Annotated in this window: 22 protein-coding genes; 9 read left to right on the top strand and 13 right to left on the bottom strand. The window is 73.9% G+C overall.

The window, feature by feature from the left end; all coding sequences use genetic code 11:
- Positions 1-61 precede the first annotated feature (61 nt).
- Positions 62-889, bottom strand: coding sequence for a lysozyme (locus tag ACIBCJ_RS18625; RefSeq protein ID WP_362102732.1), 828 nt, complete (start codon positions 887-889; stop codon positions 62-64).
- A 239-nt stretch (positions 890-1,128) separates the two neighbouring features.
- On the opposite strand from ACIBCJ_RS18625, the gene ACIBCJ_RS18620 reads away from it, so the two are divergent.
- Positions 1,129-1,623 (top strand): MarR family transcriptional regulator, encoded by a 495-nt coding sequence (locus ACIBCJ_RS18620; protein WP_362102735.1) that lies wholly within the window; start codon positions 1,129-1,131, stop codon positions 1,621-1,623.
- A gap of 30 nt (positions 1,624-1,653) precedes the next feature.
- Here the strand turns inward: ACIBCJ_RS18620 and ACIBCJ_RS18615 are convergent, their stop codons facing one another.
- Positions 1,654-2,445, bottom strand: a complete 792-nt coding sequence (locus ACIBCJ_RS18615) for a protein phosphatase 2C domain-containing protein (RefSeq protein WP_365979971.1) — start codon at positions 2,443-2,445, stop codon at positions 1,654-1,656.
- Positions 2,446-2,888: 443 nt separating this feature from the next.
- On the opposite strand from ACIBCJ_RS18615, the gene ACIBCJ_RS18610 reads away from it, so the two are divergent.
- Genes ACIBCJ_RS18610 through ACIBCJ_RS18590 form a run of 5 tightly spaced genes read left to right on the top strand, consistent with a single transcriptional unit; the run spans position 2,889 to position 8,907 of the window.
- Positions 2,889-6,014 carry a nitrate- and nitrite sensing domain-containing protein gene (locus ACIBCJ_RS18610; RefSeq protein ID WP_365979970.1) on the top strand — a complete coding sequence of 1,042 codons (3,126 nt, stop codon included), beginning with the start codon at positions 2,889-2,891 and terminating at the stop codon, positions 6,012-6,014.
- The gene (locus ACIBCJ_RS18605) at positions 6,011-6,541 is read left to right on the top strand and encodes a roadblock/LC7 domain-containing protein (RefSeq protein ID WP_362102744.1); all 531 of its coding nucleotides are present in this window, start codon (positions 6,011-6,013) and stop codon (positions 6,539-6,541) included. Before ACIBCJ_RS18610 ends, ACIBCJ_RS18605 begins: the two co-directional genes overlap by 4 nt.
- Positions 6,538-6,990: a DUF742 domain-containing protein gene (locus ACIBCJ_RS18600; RefSeq protein WP_362102747.1), complete on the top strand. Its 453-nt coding sequence runs from the start codon at positions 6,538-6,540 to the stop codon at positions 6,988-6,990. The genes ACIBCJ_RS18605 and ACIBCJ_RS18600 overlap by 4 nt, the downstream gene beginning before the upstream one ends.
- Complete coding sequence (locus ACIBCJ_RS18595) at positions 6,971-7,612, top strand: ATP/GTP-binding protein (protein WP_133887332.1); 642 nt, start codon at positions 6,971-6,973, stop codon at positions 7,610-7,612. The genes ACIBCJ_RS18600 and ACIBCJ_RS18595 overlap by 20 nt, the downstream gene beginning before the upstream one ends.
- Positions 7,613-7,644: 32 nt before the next feature.
- Positions 7,645-8,907, top strand: a complete 1,263-nt coding sequence (locus ACIBCJ_RS18590) for a styrene monooxygenase/indole monooxygenase family protein (protein WP_365979969.1) — start codon at positions 7,645-7,647, stop codon at positions 8,905-8,907.
- Here the strand turns inward: ACIBCJ_RS18590 and ACIBCJ_RS18585 are convergent.
- The 4 genes from ACIBCJ_RS18585 to ACIBCJ_RS18570 form a co-directional block, all read right to left on the bottom strand.
- Positions 8,871-10,049, bottom strand: a complete 1,179-nt coding sequence (locus ACIBCJ_RS18585; RefSeq protein WP_365979968.1) for an NlpC/P60 family protein — start codon at positions 10,047-10,049, stop codon at positions 8,871-8,873. The genes ACIBCJ_RS18590 and ACIBCJ_RS18585 overlap by 37 nt on opposite strands.
- Before the next feature lie 103 nt (positions 10,050-10,152).
- The gene (locus ACIBCJ_RS18580; protein WP_365979967.1) at positions 10,153-10,476 is read right to left on the bottom strand and encodes a hypothetical protein; all 324 of its coding nucleotides are present in this window, start codon (positions 10,474-10,476) and stop codon (positions 10,153-10,155) included.
- A 66-nt stretch (positions 10,477-10,542) separates the two neighbouring features.
- The gene (locus ACIBCJ_RS18575) at positions 10,543-11,196 is read right to left on the bottom strand and encodes a helix-turn-helix domain-containing protein (RefSeq protein ID WP_362102759.1); all 654 of its coding nucleotides are present in this window, start codon (positions 11,194-11,196) and stop codon (positions 10,543-10,545) included.
- A 62-nt stretch (positions 11,197-11,258) separates the two neighbouring features.
- The gene (locus ACIBCJ_RS18570) at positions 11,259-12,197 is read right to left on the bottom strand and encodes a diiron oxygenase (protein WP_365979966.1); all 939 of its coding nucleotides are present in this window, start codon (positions 12,195-12,197) and stop codon (positions 11,259-11,261) included.
- Between the two features lie 236 nt (positions 12,198-12,433).
- Here ACIBCJ_RS18570 and ACIBCJ_RS18565 point away from each other — a divergent pair, with 236 nt between their 5' ends.
- On the top strand, positions 12,434-13,033 hold the full coding sequence (locus ACIBCJ_RS18565) for a Uma2 family endonuclease (protein WP_365980092.1): 600 nt from the start codon (positions 12,434-12,436) through the stop codon (positions 13,031-13,033).
- Positions 13,034-13,042: 9 nt separating this feature from the next.
- Here ACIBCJ_RS18565 and ACIBCJ_RS18560 read toward each other — a convergent pair whose 3' ends face one another.
- The 5 genes from ACIBCJ_RS18560 to ACIBCJ_RS18540 form a co-directional block, all read right to left on the bottom strand.
- Positions 13,043-14,500, bottom strand: a complete 1,458-nt coding sequence (locus tag ACIBCJ_RS18560; protein ID WP_365979965.1) for a penicillin-binding transpeptidase domain-containing protein — start codon at positions 14,498-14,500, stop codon at positions 13,043-13,045.
- Positions 14,497-15,858, bottom strand: coding sequence for an FtsW/RodA/SpoVE family cell cycle protein (locus ACIBCJ_RS18555; protein WP_365979964.1), 1,362 nt, complete (start codon positions 15,856-15,858; stop codon positions 14,497-14,499). The genes ACIBCJ_RS18560 and ACIBCJ_RS18555 overlap by 4 nt, the downstream gene beginning before the upstream one ends.
- Before the next feature lie 43 nt (positions 15,859-15,901).
- A complete protein-coding gene (locus ACIBCJ_RS18550; RefSeq protein WP_365979963.1) occupies positions 15,902-16,342 on the bottom strand; it encodes an SH3 domain-containing protein in 441 nt (146 codons plus the stop codon).
- A gap of 187 nt (positions 16,343-16,529) precedes the next feature.
- The gene (locus tag ACIBCJ_RS18545; protein ID WP_362102771.1) at positions 16,530-17,774 is read right to left on the bottom strand and encodes an ATP-binding protein; all 1,245 of its coding nucleotides are present in this window, start codon (positions 17,772-17,774) and stop codon (positions 16,530-16,532) included.
- The gene (locus tag ACIBCJ_RS18540) at positions 17,771-18,592 is read right to left on the bottom strand and encodes a hypothetical protein (protein WP_365979962.1); all 822 of its coding nucleotides are present in this window, start codon (positions 18,590-18,592) and stop codon (positions 17,771-17,773) included. The genes ACIBCJ_RS18545 and ACIBCJ_RS18540 overlap by 4 nt, the downstream gene beginning before the upstream one ends.
- A 462-nt stretch (positions 18,593-19,054) precedes the next feature.
- Between ACIBCJ_RS18540 and ACIBCJ_RS18535 the strand changes: the two genes are divergently transcribed.
- Positions 19,055-19,867: a nuclease-related domain-containing protein gene (locus tag ACIBCJ_RS18535; RefSeq protein WP_365979961.1), complete on the top strand. Its 813-nt coding sequence runs from the start codon at positions 19,055-19,057 to the stop codon at positions 19,865-19,867.
- Positions 19,868-19,963: 96 nt separating this feature from the next.
- Here ACIBCJ_RS18535 and ligD read toward each other — a convergent pair whose 3' ends face one another.
- Positions 19,964-20,845: a non-homologous end-joining DNA ligase gene (gene ligD, locus ACIBCJ_RS18530; protein WP_362505246.1), complete on the bottom strand. Its 882-nt coding sequence runs from the start codon at positions 20,843-20,845 to the stop codon at positions 19,964-19,966.
- Positions 20,846-20,900: 55 nt separating this feature from the next.
- Here ligD and ACIBCJ_RS18525 point away from each other — a divergent pair, with 55 nt between their 5' ends.
- A complete protein-coding gene (locus tag ACIBCJ_RS18525; protein ID WP_365979960.1) occupies positions 20,901-21,980 on the top strand; it encodes a Ku protein in 1,080 nt (359 codons plus the stop codon).
- Between the two features lie 57 nt (positions 21,981-22,037).
- Here ACIBCJ_RS18525 and ACIBCJ_RS18520 read toward each other — a convergent pair whose 3' ends face one another.
- The gene (locus ACIBCJ_RS18520; protein ID WP_365979959.1) at positions 22,038-22,751 is read right to left on the bottom strand and encodes a hypothetical protein; all 714 of its coding nucleotides are present in this window, start codon (positions 22,749-22,751) and stop codon (positions 22,038-22,040) included.
- Positions 22,752-22,964: the final 213 nt, after the last annotated feature.

Below are 22,964 nucleotides of genomic sequence, written 5' to 3'. Positions count from 1 at the left end.
GAAGGGGGAAGGCCCGGACTCCGCACGAAGTCCGGGCCTTCCCCTTGTCCTGGCGCCGCCGTCAGCCGTTGGCGAGCGCCTGCACGCGGTCCAGCGCTCCGTTGAACTTGTTGTGGTCGCCGACCGTCGGACCGGACGACGTGTACTGCCACATCGTCTGGTAGGCCCAGCCGGCCGGCAGCGTCCCCACCGCCGTCGCGTACCGGGCGATCCACAGCGGGTTGTTCGCCGCGAAGCCGCCGTAGTTGCCGGTGCACTGGGTCCACCAGCTGGTGGCCGTGTAGATGACGGCGTCCCGGCCGGTACGGGCCTTGTACTGGTTCAGGAACTCCTGGATCCAGGTCACCATCGCGCTCTGCGTCTTGCCGTAGCAGGCGGCCCCGTACGGGTTCCACTCGATGTCCAGCGCGCCCGGCAGCGTCCTGCCGTCCCGGGACCAGCCGCCGCCGTGGTCGACGAAGTAGTTGGCCTGGGCGGCGCCGTTCGTCGTGTCCGGCGTGGCGAAGTGGTACGCGCCGCGGATCATGCCGACGTTGTAGGAGCCGTTGTACTGCTGGGCGAAGTACGGGTTGGTGTAGTACGTCCCCTCGGTGGCCTTGGCGTAGGCCCACCGGACGCCGCTGTTCCACAGCGTCGACCAGGCCACGTTGCCCTGGTGGCTGGAGACGTCGACGCCCTCGGTCTGAGCCGCGCGGCCCGGGACGGGGGTGCCGTGCTCGCCGTCGTGGGCCGCGACGCCCATGCCCATGTGGGCGGAGCCGCGGGCCGGGACGTCCGCGGACGACGAGGCGTCGGCGGGGAGCGTGAACACGAGGGAGAACGCGGCGAGCAGGATGCCGGTGACGGCGAAGCGCCGTCCGCGGGCCGATCCGGATCTGTGCACGAGCATGACGTGCCCTCCGATGGCTCGGTGGTGCTCGGTGGGGGAAGCGCGAGTGGGGAGAACCCGCGGCTGGCGTGCGCATGCCATCCGGGGGTCCGGTGAAGACGCTACGCACGTAGAACGGGGCGGGGGAAGAGGGGCCGGAAGCCGCCGTTGGTCTAAGCCTGCGAAATACTTGGCGAGCTGCGGCGATGGCGGCGCATGGCGGAAACTTTCAGGACCCGAAAATCGAGGCAGGGGCTGACGTGCACGAAGACGGCAACGGCGGCGGTCGCGGAGTTGAATCCCACCTGTCCGGCAGTGGTGTGAACCAGCCGGAGTTCCTGGCCCTGGAGCGGGAGTTGACGGTCCTGCTGCGGCGGGCCCGGGCCAACCAAGGCGAGATGGCCCGGGAGGTCCACCCCGACCTGGAGTCGTCCGCGTACGGCCTGCTCGTCCGGCTCGGTGAGTGCGGCGGCCAGCGCGCCACCGACCTCGCCGCCTACATCGGCGTCGGCAAGGCGACCATGTCCCGCCAGCTGCGCGCCCTGGAGGAACTCGGGCTCGTCGCCCGCGAGCCGGACCCCGCCGACGGCCGGGCCTGGCTGGTCACCCTGACCCAGGAGGGCCAGGACCGCGTCGGCCGGGTCCGGGAAGCCCGCCGCGCCCGGTACGCCGGCCGGCTCTCCGACTGGGACCCGCGCGAGGTGACGGAGCTGGCCCGGCTGCTGCACGAACTCAACCGGGGCATGGAGAAGTAGCGCCGGACCCCGGCGGCGACGCCGCCCGCCTCACAGCTCGGCGTAGACCACCGTCGCGTCGTCGTGCGTCTTGCCGCGCCCCGGAAAGGCACGCTCGCCCGCGGCGTCCGCGCGCTCCAGCTCCCGGACCCGGTCCACCAGGGCCTGGGCACCCTGCTTGCGCACCAGCGCGAGGCAGTCGGCCCAGCCGCCCTCCCCGAACCGCTCCACCCACCGCGCCGCGCCGTCCGTCAGCGCCGCCACCGTCCGCACCGCGCCGCGCGGCAGCACCCCCGTCACGGCACGCGCCGCCACCTCCGGGTCGGCCGCCGCCGTGAAGAAGCCGCCCTCCTTGTTGCGCAGCTCGGCGTCGATCACCGCGTCGCTCACGAGGGCCGAGCGGGGCAGCCGGGAGAGCCGGTCGTCCAGCACGGCTGTGAGGGCACCGTCCGGGGCCTCCAGGAGCAGGGCCGAGTCGGACAGGACCAGGTACTCGACCGAGGCCGGGGACCAGCGGGCGAGAACCACGGTTGCCTGCGGCGTACGCGGGTGAGAAAGGTCACAGGTTTCCGCGTGGGCTGCAGCGGTACGAGCGATGGCGCGGGACAGGGTTTCGGTGAGGGGAAGATCCGGGAGTGAAACGGTCAGTTCGGTCAGTGCTCCACCGAGGCGCGCCGTGAACCAGGGCACGGAATGCAGACAGCCCGTCGGGGTCCGCGGCGGTGTCACACCGTCCAGCACCACGAGCGAGCCGCCCTGCCCCGAGGCGGGCAGTGCGACGCTCGCGAAGTCCTCGTTGGGGTGGTCGGCGAGGCCGGGTTCCGAGACGAGTTCCGTTCGCATCCGGCCAGTCTGCACGACCCCTTCACAGTGTCCGCAGAAGACTGGCAACTTCCCCGGGATCACCGCAGTGACGCAGGTCAGGCGCCGGATTTGGGGTGGAATCCCATGGCCCGACGGCGCGTGGCGGCACATAGTGCCACCGCCTGTCGCAGACGTCCAACCGGCTCACCGGACAGCCGTTCGGCACGAGCCAGGGGAACTTGCTCCCCAACTCCCCTCCGGGGTTCACTCCTTCGGGTGGCGGGTCGGATGATGTGCGCTCACCGTCCACCGGCACTGGGAGGGTCGGGAACCGGTGGGGGGCCTGCCCCGCTCACGCGGTCTCCCCGCCCGGCGCGCTGCCGGCGGCCGGGGGACAGCCCAGCGCCCGGCGGCGGGCGTACGCGCCCCCGACCGGCCAGTTGACGGAGCGCCACCCGGGCCCACGGGTACACGAGTCAGGAATGCGAGCACCGGTGCAGAAGACGCGGCCTCGTCGCACAGGCAAGCAGGCGGCCCCCGCGGGGAGCGTGGAGCGCACCCCCGGCACCTCCACCCCTCCGCCGCCACAGGCCCCTGTCGGCAAGGGCCGCCCCACCCACGTACGCAACCGCCTCATCGTCGCCGTGGCCGTCGTGGCGGCCGCCGTCGCCGGAGCCGGAGCGCCCTCGCTGGTGACCGCCTCCGGGCAACTGAACGACTCCCAGGAACTGGTGACGCTCGCCGAGCAGACCCAGGGCGCGCTGACCCTCGCCCACTCCCTCGCCGACGAGCGCGACGAGGTCACGCCGTACATCGCGGCCGGCCGCCCGAAGTCCAAGGCGCCCTCGGAGCAGCGCAGCGCCCGCGTCGACCGCCAGGTGGAGGAACTGCGCGCCGATCCCGACACGCCCGCCTCCCTGCGCGAGGACCTCGACTCCGTCGCCGCGCTGCGCCGGGCCGCGCTCACCGGCAAGAGCACCGCCCTCGAAGCCCACCAGGCGTACGCGAAGGCCATCGCCGAACTCCACGCCCTGGCCGAGGAGCTGGGCGAGAAGATGCCGCCCCGCGCGGGCGCCGGCGCCCACGCGCTCGCCGAGCTGGACACCGCCGTCCAACAGGCCGCCGCCACCCGCGGACTGCTGCTCGCGGCCCTGTCCGTGCCCAGCACCACCCGGACGGTCATCGACCCGGTCACCGGCCTGCCGACCGAGACGAGCACCACCTCCGACTCCGACGCCGAACAGCGCGACGCGCTCTCCGCCGCCGCCCAGCAGGCGCGCGTCCGCTCCGACGCCGCCCTCGCCGGCTTCCGCGAGGGCGCTCCCAAGGAGGCCCGGAGCAGCTTCGACGCCACGGTCGCCGGGCCCGAGGTCAACTCCGCCGAGAAGTACCTCGCCGGCCTCACCGACGAACCGACGCTCTCCGACGGCGACCTGCGCACCAGCACCAAGCGGCTGGAGGCCGCCCTCTCCGCCCGCGTCGACGCGATGCGCGGCGCCGAGTCCGCGCTGTACGCGAAGCGCGTCCAGGGCCTGGAGCAGCTGCGCGACGACGACGTCACGGCGCTGGAGATCCGGATCGCCGTCCTCGGCGCCCTGGTCCTGCTCGCCGTCGGTATCGCCACCGCCCTCGCCCGCACCCTCACCCGCCCGCTGTCGGTGCTGCGGCGCGGCTCGGCCCGGCTGGCCGGGGCGGAGGACCCGACGACCGAGGAGCCGGTCGCCTTCACCGGCCGCAACGACGAGTTCGCGCAGGTCGTCCGCTCCGTCAACGCCCTGCACACACAGGCCGCCACGCTCGCCGGACGGGTCGCGACGCTGGAGTCCGACCGCAAGCACCTGGTCGGCCAGCGGCAGAAGATGGCCGACGCCCGCGAGGAACTGCGCGCCGAACTCGCCGAGTCCACGGCCCGCCTCGACGTGGTGCGCAAGAGCATCGGCTCCACCTTCGTCAACCTCGCCCTGCGCACCCTCGGCCTGGTCGAGCGGCAGCTCGCCGTCATCGAGAGCCTGGAGGAGCGCGAGCAGGACCCGGACCGCCTCGCGACCCTGTTCAAGCTCGACCACTTCGCCACGGTCATGCGCCGGCACAGCGAGAACCTCCTGGTCCTGGCCGGCACCGAGCACGTTCAGCACAGCGCCTCACCGGTGCCGCTGGTCGACGTGGTCCGCGCCGCGGTCAGCGAGATCGAGCGGTACGAGCGGGTGCGCATCGCCGCGCTGCCGCCGCACGCGCACGTGGCCGGGTTCGCCGCCGACGACCTCTCCCACCTGCTGGCCGAACTGATGGAGAACGCCACCTCCTTCTCGCCGCCCGACCTGCCCGTCGAGGTGTCCGGCTGGCTCCTGGAGAACGGCGAGGTGATGCTCTCCGTCCAGGACGAGGGCATCGGCATGGCCACCGAACGCCTCCAGCGGCTCAACGCCCGCCTCACCGAGTTCGACCCCGAGGCGCCCTACGAGCGGGAGGGCGACGCGGGCGAGGACGGTCTCGGGCTCGGCCTCTACGTCGTCGCCCGGCTCGCCCACCGGCACGGGGCACGGGTGCGGCTGCGGGAGCAGAAGCAGGGCGGGGTCGCGGCCGTCGTCGTGCTCCCCGGCCCCCTGCTCGCGGCGGCCCCGCCGGCCGCGCTGGCCCCGACCGTGCCGGTCTCCGACGGCACCGGCTCCTTCTCCCTGCCCGGCGCCGACGCGGAGGCCAACTCCAACGTCCTGCACGGGCGGGCGGAGAAGGCCGAGCGGGCGGACTCGGCGGGTCAGGGCGCCGGGCAGGAAGCCGACGCCCCGCGGCCGGCCCCCGGTACCGATCCGCTGGTCGCCTCGGCCGAGGAGGCCGTACGCCGTGCGGAAGCGGAAGCGGAAGCAGAGGCGGCGGAGGCGGAGGCGGAGACGGACGCGTCCCGGACCGGCGTCCCCCACGCCGGCACCGCCCCGCCCCGGGCCACGGAACCGGACGAGCGCGAGCACCCCGCCGGGGCGGCCGGCCCGGAGCCCGCGCCGGAGACGAGGCCCTCGTCCGAGGACTCCGCAACCGGCGAGGACTCCAAGGGCCCCGAGGCCGCCCGCGCCCCCGGCCGGGACCTCCCCGACGACGCCACGATGGCCCTCTTCCTGCCCGCCCTCGGGGAACCGGAGACCCGGCCGGCGCCCGCGGGCGACCCGTACGCCATCGGACCCGACGCCCACGACCGCGTGCCGGACCCCACGGGGACGACCGCCCCGGCCCCGCAGCCGTTCGCACCGGAACCCGACGCACCGCGCCCGGCCGCCGCACCGCGGCCGGAGACCCCGGAACCGGACGCGCCGCACCGGGCGGGACCGGAACCGGACCGACCCGAACCGCACGACCGCGTCACCGACAAGGGCCTGCCCAAGCGGACCCCGAAGCTCACCACCCCCGCCGCGGTGCCGCGGCCGCGCACGTCGGGGTCCGTCGACGCCGACGCGCTCCGCAGGCGCCTGGGCGGATTCCGCCGGGGGGCGGAGGCCGGCCGCCGGGACGTCGAGGCGGAGATCGCCGACCGCACCGGGCAGAACCGGGCACCGGACGCGGCGGCGGACACAACCGAAGAAGCCACGGGGGGCACCGTCGAGGAGGCAAGCAGTTGACCGCGCCCAGTACCTTCGGACTGAGCAGTGAAGCCCGCAATCTCCACTGGCTGCTGACCAACCTCGTCGAGGAGGTGCCCGGCATCCGGTCGGTCGCCGTGGTCTCCTCCGACGGGCTCCTGCTCCTGTCCTCCGACCCCGGTCGCAACGAGGAGGCCCGGCAGGGCCGCGAGACGCCCCGGACGGGTCCGCGCGGTTCCGCCGCCGACCTCGCCACCGTCGTCTCCGGGGTCGGCAGCCTGACCGTCGGCGCCGCCCGGCTCATGGACTACGGCACCGTGAAGCACACGATGGTCGCCATGGACGAGGGCAGCCTGTTCGTCATGTCGATCAGCGACGGCTCGCTGCTCGGCGTGCACGGCTCCGCGGAGTGCGACATGAGCGTCGTCGCGTACCACATGGCGCTCTTCGTCGGCCGCGCCGGCCACGTCCTGACCCCCGAACTCCGCAGCGAACTGCGCAAGTCCCTGGAGTCGGAGCCGTCCGAGTCGTCCGTGTCGTCCCAGCCGACGGGGAGCGCCCGATGAGCAGCAGTCCCGGAAAGACCGGACCGATCAGCCGGGGCCACCTCCCGGTGCGCGGCGCCGACCGCAAACCCGCCCGCGTGCGGCCCTACTCGCTCACCGGCGGGCGCACCCGCTTCGGCCACGTCCTGCTCGTCGAGACGTTCGTCGGCGCCACCGCGGGCACCGCCGCCCTCGAAGCCGCCGAGGAGCGCAAGGAACTGACGAACGGGGGCCTCACCTCCCGCGTGATGCCGGAGATGCGGGCCATCGTCGAACTGTGCCGCCGTATGCGTACGGTGGCCGAGATCGCCGCGCTGCTGAAGATGCCGCTCGGCGTGGTCCGGGTCCTCCTCAGCGACCTCGCGGACCAGGGAAAGATCCGTGTGTACGGCACCGGGACCGGCCACGGCACGGGCCGCCCGGACCGCGCACTGCTCGAAAGGGTGCTCAGTGGACTCCGTCGTCTCTGACGCCGCCGCCTCCGGCGTCCCCCCGCTCGTCGACACCGACGGGCCCGTACAGCCCTGGCAGACGGACCCCACCCGCGCCCCGGTCGCCACGAAGATCGTCGTCGCGGGAGGGTTCGGCGTCGGCAAGACCACGCTGGTCACCGCCGTCTCGGAGATCACGCCCCTGCAGACCGAGGCGCTGATGACCGAGGCGAGCGAGGAGACCGACGACCTCACCGCCACGCCGGGCAAGCTCACCACCACCGTGGCCATGGACTTCGGCCGCATCACGCTCGACGACGACCTGGTGCTCTACCTGTTCGGCACACCGGGCCAGCAGCGGTTCTGGTTCATGTGGGACGACCTGGTGCGCGGCGCGATCGGCGCCGTCGTCCTGGCCGACACCCGCCGCCTGAAGGACTGCTGGCCGGCCCTGGACTACTTCGAGAGCTGCGGACTGCCCTACGTCGTCGCGGTCAACCACTTCGACGGCAGCGAGCTGTTCGAGGCGGAGGACGTGCGGGAGGCGTTGACGATCCCGGCGCACATACCTGTAATGATCATGGATGCGCGCCGTCGGATCTCGGCCATCGAGACCCTCTTGTCCCTCGTGGGCCACGCGCTCGACGAAACACCCGAGTAGTCGAACCCCGAGCAGGAGAAGGAAAGAACCGCATGCGGAAGATACTCGTCGTGGGAGCCGGCCAGTCCGGTCTCCAGCTCGCCCTCGGCCTGCAGTCGCACGGCTACGAGGTCACCCTGATGTCCAACCGGACCGCGGACGAGATCCGCACCGGCCGGGTGATGTCGACGCAGTGCATGTTTCACACGGCACTTCAGCACGAGCGCGACCTCCAGCTGAACTTCTGGGAGTCCCAGGCCCCGAAGATCGAGGGACTCGGCGTCTCGGTGGCGGCCCCCGGCTCCTTCGACCCGGGCCCCTCGCAGCGCGCGATCGACTGGCTGGGGCGCCTCGACGGCTACGCCCAGTCGGTCGACCAGCGGGTGAAGATGGCCGGCTGGATGGAGACCTTCGCCCAGCGCGGCGGCCAACTGGTCATCCACGGCGCGGCCGTCGGCGACCTGGACTACTTCTCCCGCGCCTACGACCTCGTCCTCGTCTCGGCCGGCAAGGGCGAGCTGGTGCAGATGTTCGGCCGCGACGCCTCGCGCTCCCCGTACACCGAGCCGCAGCGCGCCCTCGCCGTCGCCTACGTGCACGGGATGGCGCCGCGCCCCGAGCACCCGGAGACGGAGGCCGTGCGCTGCAACCTGGTGCCGGGCGTCGGCGAGATGTTCATCATGCCGACGTTCACCACCTCGGGCCGCGCCGACATCCTCTTCTGGGAGGGCATACCCGGCGGCCCGCTGGACGCCTTCAAGGACGTCAAGGACCCGGCGGAGCACCTCTCGCTGACCCTGGAACTCATGGAGAAGTTCCTCCCCTGGGAGTACGCGCGGGCCACCAAGGTCGAACTGACCGACGCCGGCGGCACCCTGGCCGGCCGCTACGCGCCCACCGTCCGCAACCCGATCGGCCGCCTCCCCGGCGGCGGTCTCGTCCTCGGCGTGGCCGACGTGGTCGTCGCCAACGACCCGATCACCGGCCAGGGCTCCAACTCCGCCTCCAAGTGCGCCGCCTCCTACCTCGCCTCGATCCTGGAGCAGGGCGACAAGGAGTTCGACGAGGCCTGGATGCAGCAGACCTTCGACCGCTACTGGGAGACGGCGCAGCACGTCACCAAGTGGACGAACACCATGCTCGCCCCGCCGCCGGAGCACATCCTCAACCTGTTCGGCGCCGCGGGACAGCTCCAGCCCATCGCCGACCGCTTCGCCAACGGCTTCAACGACCCGTCCGACTTCGAGAACTTCTTCTACGACCCGGCGAAGACCGAGGGTTACCTGATGGAGGTCTCGGGCGCGGCCGGCGCGTAAGGGGCCGCGTACCCCTGGTCCTGCCCGTCCGCCGCCCCGACGGGGAGCGCGGGCGGGGTGTACCGCCGTACGGGCTGCCCGCCCGGGTCGGGGCGTACGGCGCCGAGCACCGGGTTCGCGGCGATCGGCGAGACCTTGACGTCGGCGCCGGGGCGGGGCGCCTGGACGACCATGCCGTCCCCGAGGTACAGCGCGACATGCGTGGCCTCGGGGAAGTACACGACCAGGTCTCCGGGGCGCAGCTGGTCCATCGGGACGTGGTCCAGGCGGGCCCACTGCTCCTGGCTGGTGCGCGGGATGGGCGTCCCGGCCCGCTGCCAGGCCACGGAGGTGAGCCCCGAGCAGTCGTACGACGCCGGGCCCTCGGCGCCCCACTCGTACGGCTTGCCGAGCTGCTCCACCGCGAAGCGCACCGCCCGGTCGCCCTCGGCGGACGGCTTGGCGTCGTCACCGAGCGCCCCGGACGCCAGGAACCGCTCCTGCTCCTCGGCGACCCCGCTCTTCTCCAGCTCCGCGAGCGCGGCCAGTTGCTCGGGGGTGAGGGAGGCGAGCATCTCCTCGACGGCGTGCAGGCGCTCGCGCACGGCGTCCCGTTCCCTCTCCTGGCGGGCGGCGAGAGCCACCTGCCGGTCCAGGGCGGCACGGGCCCGTCCGGCCAGCTCGTCGGCCTTCCTGGTGTCGCCGGTCAGGCGGCCCACGGTCTTGGCCCGCTCCTCGGAGAGCCGGCCGACCACGTGCCCCTGCTCCAGGGCGTGCTGCGGATCGCGGGCCAGCAGCAGCCGCAGGTAGGGGGAGAGGTCGCTGCTGCTCTGGTACTGCTGGCGGGCCAGCCGCCCGGCCGCGACCCGGCTGTCGCTCAGGGACAGCCGGGTCCGGGTCAGCTCGGCGTTCAGCCGCAGCACCCGGGCGCGCTGCGCCTTCAGCCGCTCCTCGGTGCCGTTGTAGGTCTCGGTGGCCTTCTCCGCCTCTTGGTACAGCCGCTGAAGGTCCGTCAGCAGCCCGGCCACGGAACGCGCGCCGCCGGCCGGCTCGGGACCGCCGGCCGCGCCGGGTCCCGGTTCGGCCGCGGCGGGCACGGGTGCGAGGACGATCCCGGCCGCGAGCGCCGCCGTGCACACCAGACGCAGAAGCCTTCCTGACACGCCATCACCTCCGGTGCGGGGCGGCGGGTCCGCTCCGCACGGCGAGCATGGGGCGCCTTCCGGGGCTCCGCGCGCCGAGTGTGCGCGGTTCGGCGCAACCGGGTCACCCGTGGGCGTCGTCCGGCTTGCCACCCGGCGTGGCGTCTGGATCGGCGCCCGCCGGGCGGTCCGGCTTCGACCACGGCCACTTCCGGTCCGAGCCCTGCCGGCCCGAGGGGTCGTACGTGTACTTCCAGCGGGCGAACCGCAGCCCGCCGCGCGCGTCCCGGGGCTGCCGCCGGTACACCAGCACGGTGGGCGGGCCGCCGTCCGGGTCCGGCACGGGGATGCGGTACGTCTTCGGCGGGTGGCCGGTCATCCCGACCAGCACGGGCAGCACGCGCCCGTCCATGGGGCCGCCCTCGAAGGGGGTGTCTTCGCTCTTCACAGCACCAGTGTCGGTGATCGGCGCGCGCCCGTGTCAGAGGCCGGGGTGAGGGGCCTGCGCCCGGTGTCAGAGGTCGGCGGCCAGCGCCTCGACCAGCGCCGCGGTCTGCGGGTCCCGGCGGGCGGTGACCGTCAGCACGGCGAGGAACTGCTCCACCAGCCAGTCCCGCAGCTCGCCGAAGGGCGGCTGCTTGTCCTCGTCCAGCCAGATCAGGGAGGCCGCCTCCACCGCCGTGATCCACATCCGGACGGTCATCCGCAGCCGCGGGCCCGGCTCGGTGACGGCCAGGTGGCTCATGATGTGGTCGGCGGCGGCCCGGCGTACGCCGTCCACGATGCCCGAGGTCTGCGACGTCTCGACGACGCTGCCGCCGCGCAGCAGGGCGCTGAAGCCGGTGTCGTGCTCGTCGACGAAGGTCAGGTAGCGGTCCAGGGCGCGGCTGAGCCGGGGCAGCAGCGGGCCCTCGCGGGGTTCGTCGAAGCAGTGCCGCAGCTCGTCGGCGGCGGACCTGAGCGCGGCCTCGTACAGCTGCTGCTTGCCGCCGGGGAAGTACCGGTACACCAGCGGCCGGGAGACCCCCGCCCGCTCGGCCACGTCGTCCAGGGAGACCTCCTCCGGGGCCCGGTGCGCGAAGAGGGCGAGCGCCGCCTCCAGCAACTGGACGCGGCGCTCCTCCACGCTGAGGCGGCGGTAGGCGGGGGTGGAGGCCTGCGGGGTCATGAACCGCAGCGTAACCCGCACGGCCGGGCGCCCACCCGTATCCACGGAGCGGACCGGCCGGACTACGCCAGCAGCCCCGACGACCGCCACAGCCTCCGGCCGACGCCGCGCAGTACGCCGATGTCGTCGAGGAAGTCCGTCAGGCGCTTCGCGCCGGTCTGCATGATCTCCTTGCGGTGGCCGCTGGCCTTGACCTGGGCGAGGGCCTCGCGCTTGTCGAGGCCGACGTTCGTGTACACGTCGGGGTTGATGAAGGCGATGGAGAAGACCCGGGCGAACTCGCCGGAGGTGACCCGGGTGAACTCCTGGGACCACTTCGGGGCCGTCACCATCTGCCGGCGCAGCTCCTCACGGGCGTACCGCACGTGCCGCGCCTCCTCCACCACGTGGATGCGCGTGACGCCCCGGATCAGCGGCTGCACCCGCTCGTCCGGGAAGGTCAGCCGCTGCATCCAGTCCAGGACCTCCTCGCCGAGCAGCGTGGCGGTGAAGGAGCCGGGCGTGGTGGAGATCGTCTTGAAGAGGCGGCCGAGGTGCTGGTGCATCGGGCTCACCGGGTACCAGGGGGTCTCGCCGCGGGATATCAGCCGGGCGAACATCTTGGAGTGCCGGCACTCGTCCTCGATCTCGGTGAGCGCGTAGCGCACGTGGGCGCTCGTCGCCGCCTTGTCGTAGATGTGCCGGACCAGGAGCTGCATCAGGATCAGCTCGAACCAGATGCCGAGCGAGGCGAGCGCGGCGGCCTCGTGCTGGGAGAGCAGGATCCGCTGCTCCTCGCTCATCCGCTTCCACAGCGGCGTGTCGTACAGCGACACCAGCTCCGGCGGCCAGTACCACTTGCCGTCCTCGAACGGCGCGTCCCAGTCCAGCTCCTTGTCCGGGTCGAAGGAGTGCTTGGCGGACGAGTCGAGCAGCCGTTCGGCCACCTGCTCCCGGTCCTTCAGCAGGCCGAGCGCGTCGCGCAGGCCCTCGAGCGCGTCGGCTTCCGTCAGGGTCGTCATGGCTGTGTCCCACCTCGTCGAACAGATCGTGTTACCCGCGGTCACTCCAGCTTGCTCCGTCTTATGAGACTGCGTGTCAGCAAGCTCGTCAATCCCCCGGACGGAACTTGTTGACCGCGAGTAAAGACGGCGCGCTGTCGACGCCTCGGCGCGGGACCACTCGATGGAGCACTCCGCCGGCGTTCGTGCTGGGTACGCTGGCCATGTCCGTCAGACTCCGGTACATGGGAGCGATCATGAGCGCCGCACGTGACTACGGGCTGGACGACGACTACGAGTGGCCCCGTCCGCCGGAGGGCGGCTGGACGGCGGACGACCTCGACGAGCTTCCCAACCTGCCTCCGCACACGGAGCTGATCGACGGGAGCCTCGTCTTCGTGAGTCCGCAGACCGTCTTTCACATGCGTACGATCCGCTTGCTGGACCGCGCCCTCCTCGATCAGGCGCCAAACGAATTCGAGATCTACCGTGAGTTCACGGTGACACTCAACGACCGGAACCGTCCGGAGCCCGACGTACTCGTGGCGCACGCCGGTGCCGACTTGGGGCCCAAGCAGACCCGGCTCCTGCACGGAGATGTCATCCTGGCCGCCGAAGTGGTCTCTGAGGATTCAGTTGACCGGGACCGGGAGACCAAGCCGCGCAAGTACGCAGCCGCGGGCATCACTCACTACTGGCGGGTCGAGCAGAACAACGGGCTTCCCGTTGTCTACGTCTATGAGCTGGAGTCGACGACGAAGACCTACGTGCCCACCGGCATCTTCCACAACCGCCTCAAACTCACCGTGCCTTTCCTCATCGACATCGACCTCACCGCCGTGAACCGGCGTCGATAGCACTCGCCCTCAACCCCCCAGCACCGCCTCCATCACCCCCCGTGCGATCGGCGCCGCCAGCCCGCCGCCGCTGACACCCCCGCGGTCCGCCGCCGAGCCCTCCACCACCACCGCGACCGCGACCTTCGGCTCCACGTCCCCGTCGCCCCGCGCCCAGGAGATGAACCACGCGTACGGCGTGCCCGAGTTGCCGACGCCGTGCTGGGCCGTGCCGGTCTTGCCGCCGACCGTGGCACCCGGGATCGCCGCGTTCGCGCCGGTTCCCTTGTCCACCACGCCGGTCATCAGCTCCTTGAGCCGCGCCGCCGTGGAGGGGCGCATCACCTCCCGGGAGGGACGCGACCCGGCCGCCGCCACCAGGCTGCCGCCCGCCCGCAGCGTCCGCTCCACCAGGTACGGCGCGCGCACCTGGCCGCCGCCCGCCACCGCCGCCGCGACCATCGCCATCTGCAGGGGCGTCGCCCGGGTGTTGTACTGCCCGATCGACGACAGGCCCAGCTGCGCCCGGTCCACCGAGGTGTCGAAGGTGCTCCGCGCCACGGGGAAGGGCACCCGCAGCCCGTCGTCGTTGAAGCCGAAGGCCTCCGCCGTCGCCGTCATGCCGCGCACGCCCACGTCCACTCCGAGCTTGGCGAACACCGTGTTGCAGGACCACTCGAACGCCTCCCGCAGCGAGGCGTCGCGGCAGCCGTCGGCCTCGTTCGTGAGCCTGGTCCGCGTGCCGGGCAGGAGGTACGGGTCGGGGGAGCGGGTCGGTGCGTCCAGGTCGCGGATCAGGCCCGCGTCCAGCGCCGCCGCCGCGGTGACCACCTTGAAGGTCGAGCCCGGCGGATAGGTCCGGCTCACCGCCCGGTTGAGCATCGGCTTGTCCGGGTCGCCGTTCAGTCGGCGCCAGGTGCGGGTGGCGGCCGCGCTGTTGCCGGACAGCAGCTGGGGGTCGTAGGAGGGGGTGGAGACCAGGGCCAGGACACGGCCCGTGGCCGGCTCGATCGCGGCCACCGCGCCCTTGCGTCCGCCCAGTCCCTCGAACGCCGCCCGCTGCGCGGCCCCGTCGATCGTCGTCACCACGTCGCCGCCCGGGTTGTGGGCCCCGGTGACGTCGTTCCACAGCGGCAGCGGCGCCAGCATCGGGTCGGCGCCGGACAGCAGGCCGTCCTCGGCGTGCTCCAGCAGCGTCGTCCCGTACGCCTGCGAGGCGAAGCCCGTGATCGGCGCGTACATCGGCCCGTTCGCGTAGGTCCGCTCGAAGCGCAGGTGCTCGCCGGTGTCCCGGGAACCGGTGACCGCCTCGCCGCCGACCAGGATGTCGCCGCGCGGCTGCTGGTAGCGGGCGATGTCGGGGCGGCGGTTGGCCGGGCTGTCGTCGTACTCCGGCTTCTGGACGATCTGCACCCGGGCCGCGTTGACCACCAGGGCGACCAGCAGCAGGGCGCAGAAGACGGCCGCGTGCCGGATGTTCCGGGTCACGAGGGCGCTCCGCGCCGTGCCGCGTGGCTCACCCGGATCAGCAGCGCCACGATGGCCCAGTTGGTGACGACCGAGGAGCCGCCCTGGGCCAGGAAGGGCATCGCCATGCCGGTCAGCGGGATCAGCCCGGTCACCCCGCCCGCGATGACGAACACCTGGAGCGCCACGATCGAGGAGAGGCCGACCGCCAGCAGCCGGCCGAACGGGTCGCGGGCGCCGAGGCCCGCCCGGTAGCCGCGCTCCACCAGCAGCCCGTACAGCAGGAAGACGGCGGTCAGGCCCAGGAAGCCCAGCTCCTCACCGGCCGTCGCCAGGATGAAGTCCGACTTCACGGCGAAGCCGATCAGGACGGAGTGGCCGAGGCCGAGGCCCGTGCCGGTCACCCCGCCCGCCGCGAAGGCGAAGAGGGACTGGGCCAGCTGGTTGGGGCCGTGCCCCGCCTCGATCGACGCGAAGGGGTGCAGCCAGTCCTCCACCCTGCCGTGCACGTGCGGCTCCAGCCAGCCCACGGCGACCGCGCCCAGCGAGGCCAGCACCAGGCCGACGGCGATCCAGCCGGTGCGGCCGGTGGCGACGTACAGGAGGACCACGAACAGGCCGAAGAAGAGCAGCGAGGTGCCCAGGTCCCGCTCCAGGACCAGGACTCCCACGCTCACCAGCCACACCGCCACGATCGGGCCGAGAACGCGCCCGGTGGGCAATTGCAGCCGCCACACCCGGCGGCCGGCGTACGCCAGCGCGCTGCGGTTGGCGGCCAGGTAGGCGGCGAAGAACACCGCGAGCAGCACCTTCGCGAACTCGCCGGGCTGGATGGAGAAGCCCTCGACCCGGATCCAGATGCGGGCGCCGTTCACCGCCGGGAAGAAGATCGGCAGGGTGAGCAGGGCGAGCGCGGCGGCCACGCAGACGTAGGCGTAGCGCTGCAGGACGCGGTGGTCGCGCAGGAGCAGGACGACCACGATGAACAGGGCGACGCCCAGCGTCGACCACACCAGCTGGGTCGGGGCCGCCCGGTCGCCCGGCGTCTCCAGGTCGAGCCGGTAGATCAGCACCAGACCGAGGCCGTTGAGCAGCACGCCGATCGGCAGCAGCAGCGGGTCGGCGTACGGGGCGCGCAGCCGCACCGCCAGATGGGCGAGGAGCGCGAGCACACCGAGCCCGGCGCCGTAGCCGGCCGCACCGGGCGGGAGGGAGCCGTGCCGGGCGAGACCGACGTTGCAGTAGCCGAAGACCGACAGCAGCACGGCCATCACGATGAGCGCGAGTTCGACGCCCCGGCGCCGGGGGAGCCGGGCGACGGGAGCGGGGGTGTCCGCCGGGGCCACGGTGATTCCGGTTCCGGTTCCGGCCTTGGTCATGTCCGGAACTTACCCAGATGGTGTGGTCTGCGCGTCGTCCGGCTCAGCACCAGCGCGGCGCGGGGCCGATGTTGTCGATGTAGCGGGCCGCGCCCCACGCCCAGGTGCCGTCCGTGAGGAGGTACCACAGGGGGTTGCCCCGCACCGTGTCGCCGGGCGTCTTGCAGTAGATGGAGACGACCTCGCCCCGGCGGGCGTACCGGACGACGTCCGCGCCGCGGGTCGGCGAGGTGCGCAGGGCGAGCCGGTCGGCCGTCACGACACCCCGGTAGCGGCCCTGTTCGCGGCGGTCGTCGCCGCCCGCGCCGCCGTCCGTTCCTCTCGCGGCGGCACCGGCCGCGAGGTTCGTGTCGCCGCCCCGTCCGTCGTCCGCGACGGCCGGGGTGACGGCGACGGCGGTGGCGAGCGCGCCGGCCGCGAGGGCGGTGGCCAGGGTGCGGGCCAGGGGTGAGCGCGAGGTGGTCGGTGCGGACAGGAGCGACATGGGAGTACCTCCCGGGAGCGAACGGCCCTTCAGCTGACTGACCGCCACGTTAGGAGCGTCCCGCGCGGACCGCCCGCCGTGCTGCGCCATCGGGGCGGACCCCGAGGCCGGGGCGCCGCGCGCCGGGCCGGATCAGGGCTGCCGGAACGGATCGGGGCAGCCGGGCCGGAACGGCTGCCGGGCCGGATCAGGGCTGCTGAGGCAGCGTCAGCCGGGCCAGCGCCCCGCCGTCCGGCGGGTTGGTGAACTCCAGCCGGGCCCCGAGCACCTCGGCCTGCCCCAACGCGATCGTCAGCCCCAGGCCGTGCCCCTTCGTACCGCCCTCGGTGCGGAACCGCTGCGGCCCGTGCGCGAGGAGGTACTCCGGATAACCGTCCCCGTGATCCCTTACGGTGATCACCGCACCGTCCACGGTCAGCACCACCGGCGCCCGCCCGTGCCGGTGCGCGTTCGCGACCAGGTTGCCCAGCACCCGCTCCAGGCGCCGCCGGTCGGTCTCCACCCGCGCGTCCCGTACGACGTCCACGCGCGTGCCGGTGCCCGAGCCCCGCACCACCCGCCGGGCCAGTGCGCCCAGCTCCTCCGGCTCCGTGGTCGGCGTCTCCCGCCCGCTCTCCAGCCGGGAGATCTCCAGCAGGTCCTCGGTGAGGGTGCGCAGCGCCGCCACCCGGTCCCGCACCAGCTCGGTGGGGCGGCCCGGCGGCAGCAGCTCCGCCGCCGCGTGCAGACCGGTGAGCGGAGTGCGCAACTCGTGCGCCACGTCGGCGGTGAAACGCTGCTCGGCGAGCAGCTTGCCCTGAAGCGACGACGCCATGGAGTCCAGCGCGGCGGCGACCGACGCCACCTCGTCCTGCGGACGGGTGGGGTCCTGCGCGCGCGGGTCACCGACCCGCGCGTCGAGGTCACCGGCGCTGATCCGCCGGGCCACCCGCGCCGTCGTGTGCAGCCGCCGCGTCACCCGCGTCACCGCGAACGCGCCGACCAGCAGCGTCGCCCCGATCGCCAGCGCCGACGACCACACGATGGCGCGGTCGAGCCCCTCGATGGTGGCCCGGCCCTGGGAGTGGTCGACCCGCACCGCCAGCGCCCGGCCGCCGTCGGCGGGGCCCGCCGCCCACATCGTCGGCCGTCCGGCGTACTCGGCGACCATCGTGCCGCGCCGCCCCGACACGGCCAGCTCGCGCAGCCGCCGGGGCAGTCCCGCCGGGTCGACGCCGGCCCCGCGCCGCAGCGGGTCGCCCGCCTCGTACGCCTCCGTCGCCTCCCGCAGCCGGGACAGCGCCACGTCACGTGCCTGGCCGACGGTCTGATCGGTCACCGAGACGTGCACCAGGACGCCGAGCAGCGCGGCGAGCGCGCAGCACATCACCGTGATGAACACGGCCGCCTTCACCGCGAGCGGTCCGGCCCACCGGGGGAGGGCCAGCCTCACCGGGCGCTCGCCGAGGACGAGGGGGACGACGCCGGCGGGGAGGACGCCGACGGGGAGGACGAGGCGGACGGAACGGGCGACGGGGGCGCGGACGGGCGCTTCGTGTGCTGACCGCCGTCGTCGGTGCGCAGCATCTCGTCGCTGGTCAGCAGCATGGCGCCCTGGTCGGCGTCCCAGGTCCACTGGAGCCGGTACTCGTAGCCGGCCACCTCCGAGGGCGAGCGGACGATCACCGTCCGTCCGGCCAGCTCGACCGCGCTCACGGCGTCCTCGTAGGACATGATCCGCACGAGCCGGTCCTTCTCCACGGTGTAGACGCGCACCGCGGTCAGCTTGTCCGGCAGCAGCCGGAAGCCCAGCGTCATCTCCGGCCGCCCGTCCCCGGTGAGGTCGCGGTAGTACGGCCGCAGCACCGGGCACCCGCTCGACTCGTCACCGGCACCGTCCGCGCCGCAGTCCGCCATCCGCACGGACGTCTCGTGGTACGGCGCCTTCGCGCCCGCGTAGTCGCCCGGGTGCGCGGCGATCTCGGCGCGCACCGCGGCCACCGGGTCCACCCTGCGGATGTCGCCGCCGGGCACGGCCACGCCCTCGACCACCGCGTGCTCCACCTCGCCGATGTCGTAGGCGGGACTGGAGGCCGGGGTCAGACCGGGCCACAGCCGGGCAGGGTTCCGCGCGGCGGGCGTCGCACCGGCGGCGCGCAGCCCGCCGGTGTCTCCGCAGCCCGCCAGCGCACCGGCCGCCGCCGCCGTCGCCAGGAGCAGCGCGAGGGCGGCGGGGACGCGGGCCGGACGGCCGCGGCGGCTCGGCAGCACTGCACTCCTGGGTTCGGTGATCGGCGCCGGTGGTCCCGCACGGCTGCGGACGGCGTCGTACGCGTCTTCGTACGGAAGGCCATTTTGCGTGCGCCCCGGCCCGCCGGGCCACTCGGCCCGCTCCGCGGGGAGCCGCACGGTGGGCAGACCGGCCCGCGGGTACGCCACACCGCGGCAGCCGCGGCAGCCGCGGCAGGGTCGCACCGGGTCGAACCCGTCCTGGCCCCTGGCGATCTCCAGCCTTCCGCCGCCCGCCGGAACGCGTGCCCGCCCGTCCGGAACCCCGGCACCGTCCCGGCCGACGGCCGACGGCCGATCCGGGGCCGGTCCGCCCGGGCCGTTCCCACGGATACGCACAGGCGCCTCTCCGGTCCCGCCCGGGGGCTGCCCCGGTCCACCCCTTTCGACCGGGTTCTTGCCCCCGCGGTGCCCCGCCTGGTCCCATGGAGGGGGGTGTTGTGCGTGGACGGACTGCGCGTCGTACCGACCTGGCGGCACGGCCGGGAACAGCTGTGCGTCTGCCTCCCGGACGGCGGGAACCTCGCCTGGTACGACCGTGAGGCGGCCCGCGTCAGCCTGCTGAACGACGACCGTCGCGAGGACGTCCTGCGAGCCCTGGCCCCCTTCCTCACCGGCCGGGTGGCCGTCGGTCCGCCCCCGGTCCCGACCCGGGCCGAGCTGGCCCGGCTCACCCTCCACCCGGACGACGACCTCGCCCCCAACCGGCCCGGCGAGGCCCTCCTGGTCGCCCTGGAGCGCGACCCCGGCCCCGCGCACCGGCTGCGCCCACCGCGCCCCGATCCGCGCCGCCGGGCGCTGGCCGCCGAGCAGACCACGGGGAGCGCCCTCGACCGTCTCGACGGCGCGGGCCACCACGTCCTGCACTCTCTCCCGCTGCCCGGCGGCGACCGCGTCCACCACCTGCTGATCGGACCCGGCGGCCTCTTCGCCCTCCACGTGCTGCCGGCCCGCCGGCAGCGGGTACGGGTCGCCGACCCCCTGGTGGCGCTCGGCCGCGGGGCGCCGTTCCCGCTGCTGCGCCGGGTCCGCGCCGACGCCGACCGGGCCTCGTACGCCCTGACGGCGCAGGTCCGCCCCGTCCTCGTCCTCGTCGAACCGGCGCGGGTGACCGTCGCCGCCCCGCCCCGCTCCGTGCGCCTGCTCACCGACCGGGACCTGCCGGAGCTGGCCCGGGAGGGCGGGACGCTGAAACCGGCGGACGTGGAGGCCCTGCACGCCCTGGCCCGCGACCGCGCCACCTGGACCCGCCTCTGAGCGGCGCCCCGTCCGCACCCGCCTCCGGGCGGCGCCCGGTCCGCACCCGCCCTGAGCGCCGCCCGGTCCGCGCCCGCCCCTGCGCGGCGCCCGGCGTCAGGGCAGCGCCGCCGCCCGGCGCCGGTCGAACAGCGGCGCCAGCAGGTCGCCGTGGTCCTGCACCCGGGGCCCGACGTCCCCGGGCAGGAAGACGAGCTGCTCCGCCCGTCCGCATCCGGCGACCTCCTCCCACGTCACCGGGGTGGAGACCGCGGGCACGTCCCGGGACCGCACGGTGTACGGGGCGGCGGTGGTCTTGCGCGCGGCGTTCTGGCTCCAGTCCACGAACACCTTCCCCGGCCGCAGGCTGCGCGTCATCCGGTGCACCACCAGCTTCGGCAGCGCCCGCTCCGCCTCCACCGCCAGCGCCTTCGCGTAGTCGGACACGCGCTCCGAGGACGACCCCCGTACCCCCGCCAGCAGGTGCAGTCCCTTGGCGCCGGAGGTCTTGGCGTACGCCTCGATCCCGTCCGCCGCCAGCCGCTCCCGCAGCCACAGTGCGACCTCGCAGCACTGCACCACGGTCGCGGGCGGCCCGGGGTCCAGGTCGAACACCAGCCGGTCGGCCTCGCCCGGGTCGTCCGCGGTCCACTGGTGGGTGTGGAACTCGGTGACCAGGTTCGCCGCCCACATCAGGCTCGCCAGGTCCTGCACCAGCACCATCCGGGCCGGGCCCTCCGAGCGGGGCACCTCGGCCGTGGTGACCCAGTCGGGCGTACCCGGCGGCACGTTCTTGGTGAAGAACACCTGGCCGTCGGGACCGTCCGGATACCGCAGGAAGGACACCGGACGGTCCCGCAGGTGCGGCAGCAGCGCCTCCGCGGCCGTCGCGTAGTAGTGCAGCAACTCCCCTTTGGTGAAGCCGGCCGCGGGATACAGCACCTTGTCCAGGTTGCTGAGAGCCACCCGCCGCCCCTCCACTTCCGTCATCGGCGCCATACCATGAGAATCTCACGAAACAGGTACAAAACGCCCGAAAGGAACGGTGCTGCACGTGCGCTCCATCTGGAACGGCGCCATCTCCTTCGGCCTGGTCACCATCCCGATCAAGCTGGTGAACGCGACCGAGAGCCACGCGGTGTCCTTCCGCCAGATTCACACGGAGGACGGCGGCCGGATCCGCTACCGCAAGGTGTGCGAGCTGGAGGACCGCGAGGTCACCCAGGCCGAGATCGGCAAGGCCTACGAGGACGCCGACGGCTCGATGATCCCGATCACCGACGAGGACCTGTCCCAGCTGCCGATCCCGACGGCCCGCACCATCGAGATCGTCGCCTTCGTGCCCGAGGACCGCATCGACCCGCTCCAGATGGGGTCGGCCTACTACCTCGCGGCGAGCGGCGCCCCCGCCGCCAAGCCGTACACGCTGCTGCGCGAGGCGCTCAAGCGCAGCAACCGGGTGGCCATCGCCAAGTTCGCGCTGCGCGGCCGGGAGCGTCTCGGCATGCTCCGCGTCGTCGGCGACGCCATCGCGATGCACGGCCTGCTGTGGCCGGACGAGGTGCGGGCCCCCGAAGGCGTCGCCCCGGAAGGCGGCATCACCGTGCGCGACCAGGAACTGGACCTCGCCGACGCCCTCATGGACACCCTCGGCGAGATCGACCTGGACGACCTGCACGACGAGTACCGGGAGGCCGTCGAGGAGGTCGTCGCCGCCAAGGCCGCAGGTGAGCGGCCCCCGGAGGCCCGCCAGGAGGCGGCGCCGGGGAAGGTGCTGGACCTGATGGCGGCCCTGGAGAGCAGCGTGCGCGCGGCCCGGGAGTCCCGGGACGGCGAGGAGACCGCGCCGGCCGAGAAGGCCGAGGTCAGGTCCCTGCCGCAGCGCAAGACCTCGTCCCGGCGGGCCCCCAAGGAGACCGGCGGCAAGAAGTCGACGTCGACGGCCGCGAAGAAGACGGCGGCGAAGAAGGCGGAGCCGAAGAAGTCGACGGCGAAGTCCGCCGCGCCCGCGAAGAAGACGGCGGCCAAGGGCACCGCCAAGAAGGCCGCCGGGCGCGGCACGGCCAAGGAGACGGCCAAGAGCACGGGCAGGAGCACCCCCAAGAAGACGGCCTCCCGCCGGCGCAGCGCCTGACGGGCTCCCCGAATACGGGGCGGCCCCGGGCGGGGACCGCCGTCAGCCGACCGTCGTTCAGCCGACCGTCCCGGGGGAGCCGATCGTCCCGGGGGAGCCGACCGTTCCGGGGGAGCCGGTTGTCCCGGACGTCGCGGACGGAGCGGGGTCGAAGACGGCCGGACTCGCGGCGCCGGACACCGTCGGCGCGAGGGAGTCCGCGTCCGGGTCGAGGGAGGCGCGGGGGACGACGGAGCCGGGCGTGGGTAGCGCGGGGCTCTCCTCCAGACGCTGGCCAATCGTTTCTGCCGGGTTGCCGCCCGGCGTGGCCGGGCCGGTGGACAGCTGCGACCACGCACCCAGGACGACGGCGAGCGCGGCGGCCGTGCCGAACACCCGGGCGAGCCGCCGCCCCCTGGACCGGCCGTCCCGCTCGCGGCGGCCAGGCCCGGCCCACGCGTCCTCCGGGCACCACGCCTCACCGACCGTCTCGACGGGACCGGGACGGTCACGGGGCTCGGGCCGGCCGGAGGGATCAGGACGGTCGGAGGGATAAGGACGGCCGGAGGCCCCAGGGTGGTCGTCGGTTCCGGACCGCCCGGGCCGCTCGGCGGAAGGCTCCGGCAGCCCACCGGGGAAGCGGTCCCGGGCAGCGGGCTCTCTCGGGGCGGAGGCGCGGATGGCGCGTTCGTCGTCCTCCAGGAACAGCCGCCAGACGTACTCGGGCACGGACGGCGTACCGTCCGGCTCGCACCGGTCGTCGTCGCCGCTGCCCGGCCCGGTGGCGGTCATGGTCCCGCTCTTCTCGTCGTCGGCCCCGGGCGGACGCGGTCGGGAAGAAGGGGAGGGCCCGCCCGCCACCGGGCCCGGCGCCGGATGGTCGTGGTGCGGCGGACTCGGTCGGCCGCCACCTGGTGAGACGGCCGGCACCGACGGCCCGTTCCCCAGGTGGCCGGTCGTGACGCGGTCGTGATGGTCACTCCGCCGCGCCGCCCGGCCCGCCGG

Origin of the sequence: Streptomyces sp. NPDC051136 (assembly GCF_044455745.1) — a bacterium.
Taxonomy (GTDB): Bacteria; Actinomycetota; Actinomycetes; order Streptomycetales; family Streptomycetaceae; genus Streptomyces.
This window is presented reverse-complemented; position numbering and strand designations above follow the sequence as displayed.

Coding starts and splice junctions, on each gene's coding strand:
- ACIBCJ_RS18625 (WP_362102732.1), bottom strand. CDS start 889: ATGCTCGTGCACAGATCCGGATCGGCCCGCGGACGGCGCTTCGCCGTC.
- ACIBCJ_RS18615 (WP_365979971.1), bottom strand. CDS start 2,445: ATGCGAACGGAACTCGTCTCGGAACCCGGCCTCGCCGACCACCCCAAC.
- ACIBCJ_RS18610 (WP_365979970.1), top strand. CDS start 2,889: ATGCGAGCACCGGTGCAGAAGACGCGGCCTCGTCGCACAGGCAAGCAG.
- ACIBCJ_RS18600 (WP_362102747.1), top strand. CDS start 6,538: ATGAGCAGCAGTCCCGGAAAGACCGGACCGATCAGCCGGGGCCACCTC.
- ACIBCJ_RS18590 (WP_365979969.1), top strand. CDS start 7,645: ATGCGGAAGATACTCGTCGTGGGAGCCGGCCAGTCCGGTCTCCAGCTC.
- ACIBCJ_RS18575 (WP_362102759.1), bottom strand. CDS start 11,196: ATGACCCCGCAGGCCTCCACCCCCGCCTACCGCCGCCTCAGCGTGGAG.
- ACIBCJ_RS18570 (WP_365979966.1), bottom strand. CDS start 12,197: ATGACGACCCTGACGGAAGCCGACGCGCTCGAGGGCCTGCGCGACGCG.
- ACIBCJ_RS18565 (WP_365980092.1), top strand. CDS start 12,434: ATGAGCGCCGCACGTGACTACGGGCTGGACGACGACTACGAGTGGCCC.
- ACIBCJ_RS18555 (WP_365979964.1), bottom strand. CDS start 15,858: ATGACCAAGGCCGGAACCGGAACCGGAATCACCGTGGCCCCGGCGGAC.
- ACIBCJ_RS18550 (WP_365979963.1), bottom strand. CDS start 16,342: ATGTCGCTCCTGTCCGCACCGACCACCTCGCGCTCACCCCTGGCCCGC.
- ligD (WP_362505246.1), bottom strand. CDS start 20,845: ATGGCGCCGATGACGGAAGTGGAGGGGCGGCGGGTGGCTCTCAGCAAC.
- ACIBCJ_RS18520 (WP_365979959.1), bottom strand. CDS start 22,751: ATGACCGCCACCGGGCCGGGCAGCGGCGACGACGACCGGTGCGAGCCG.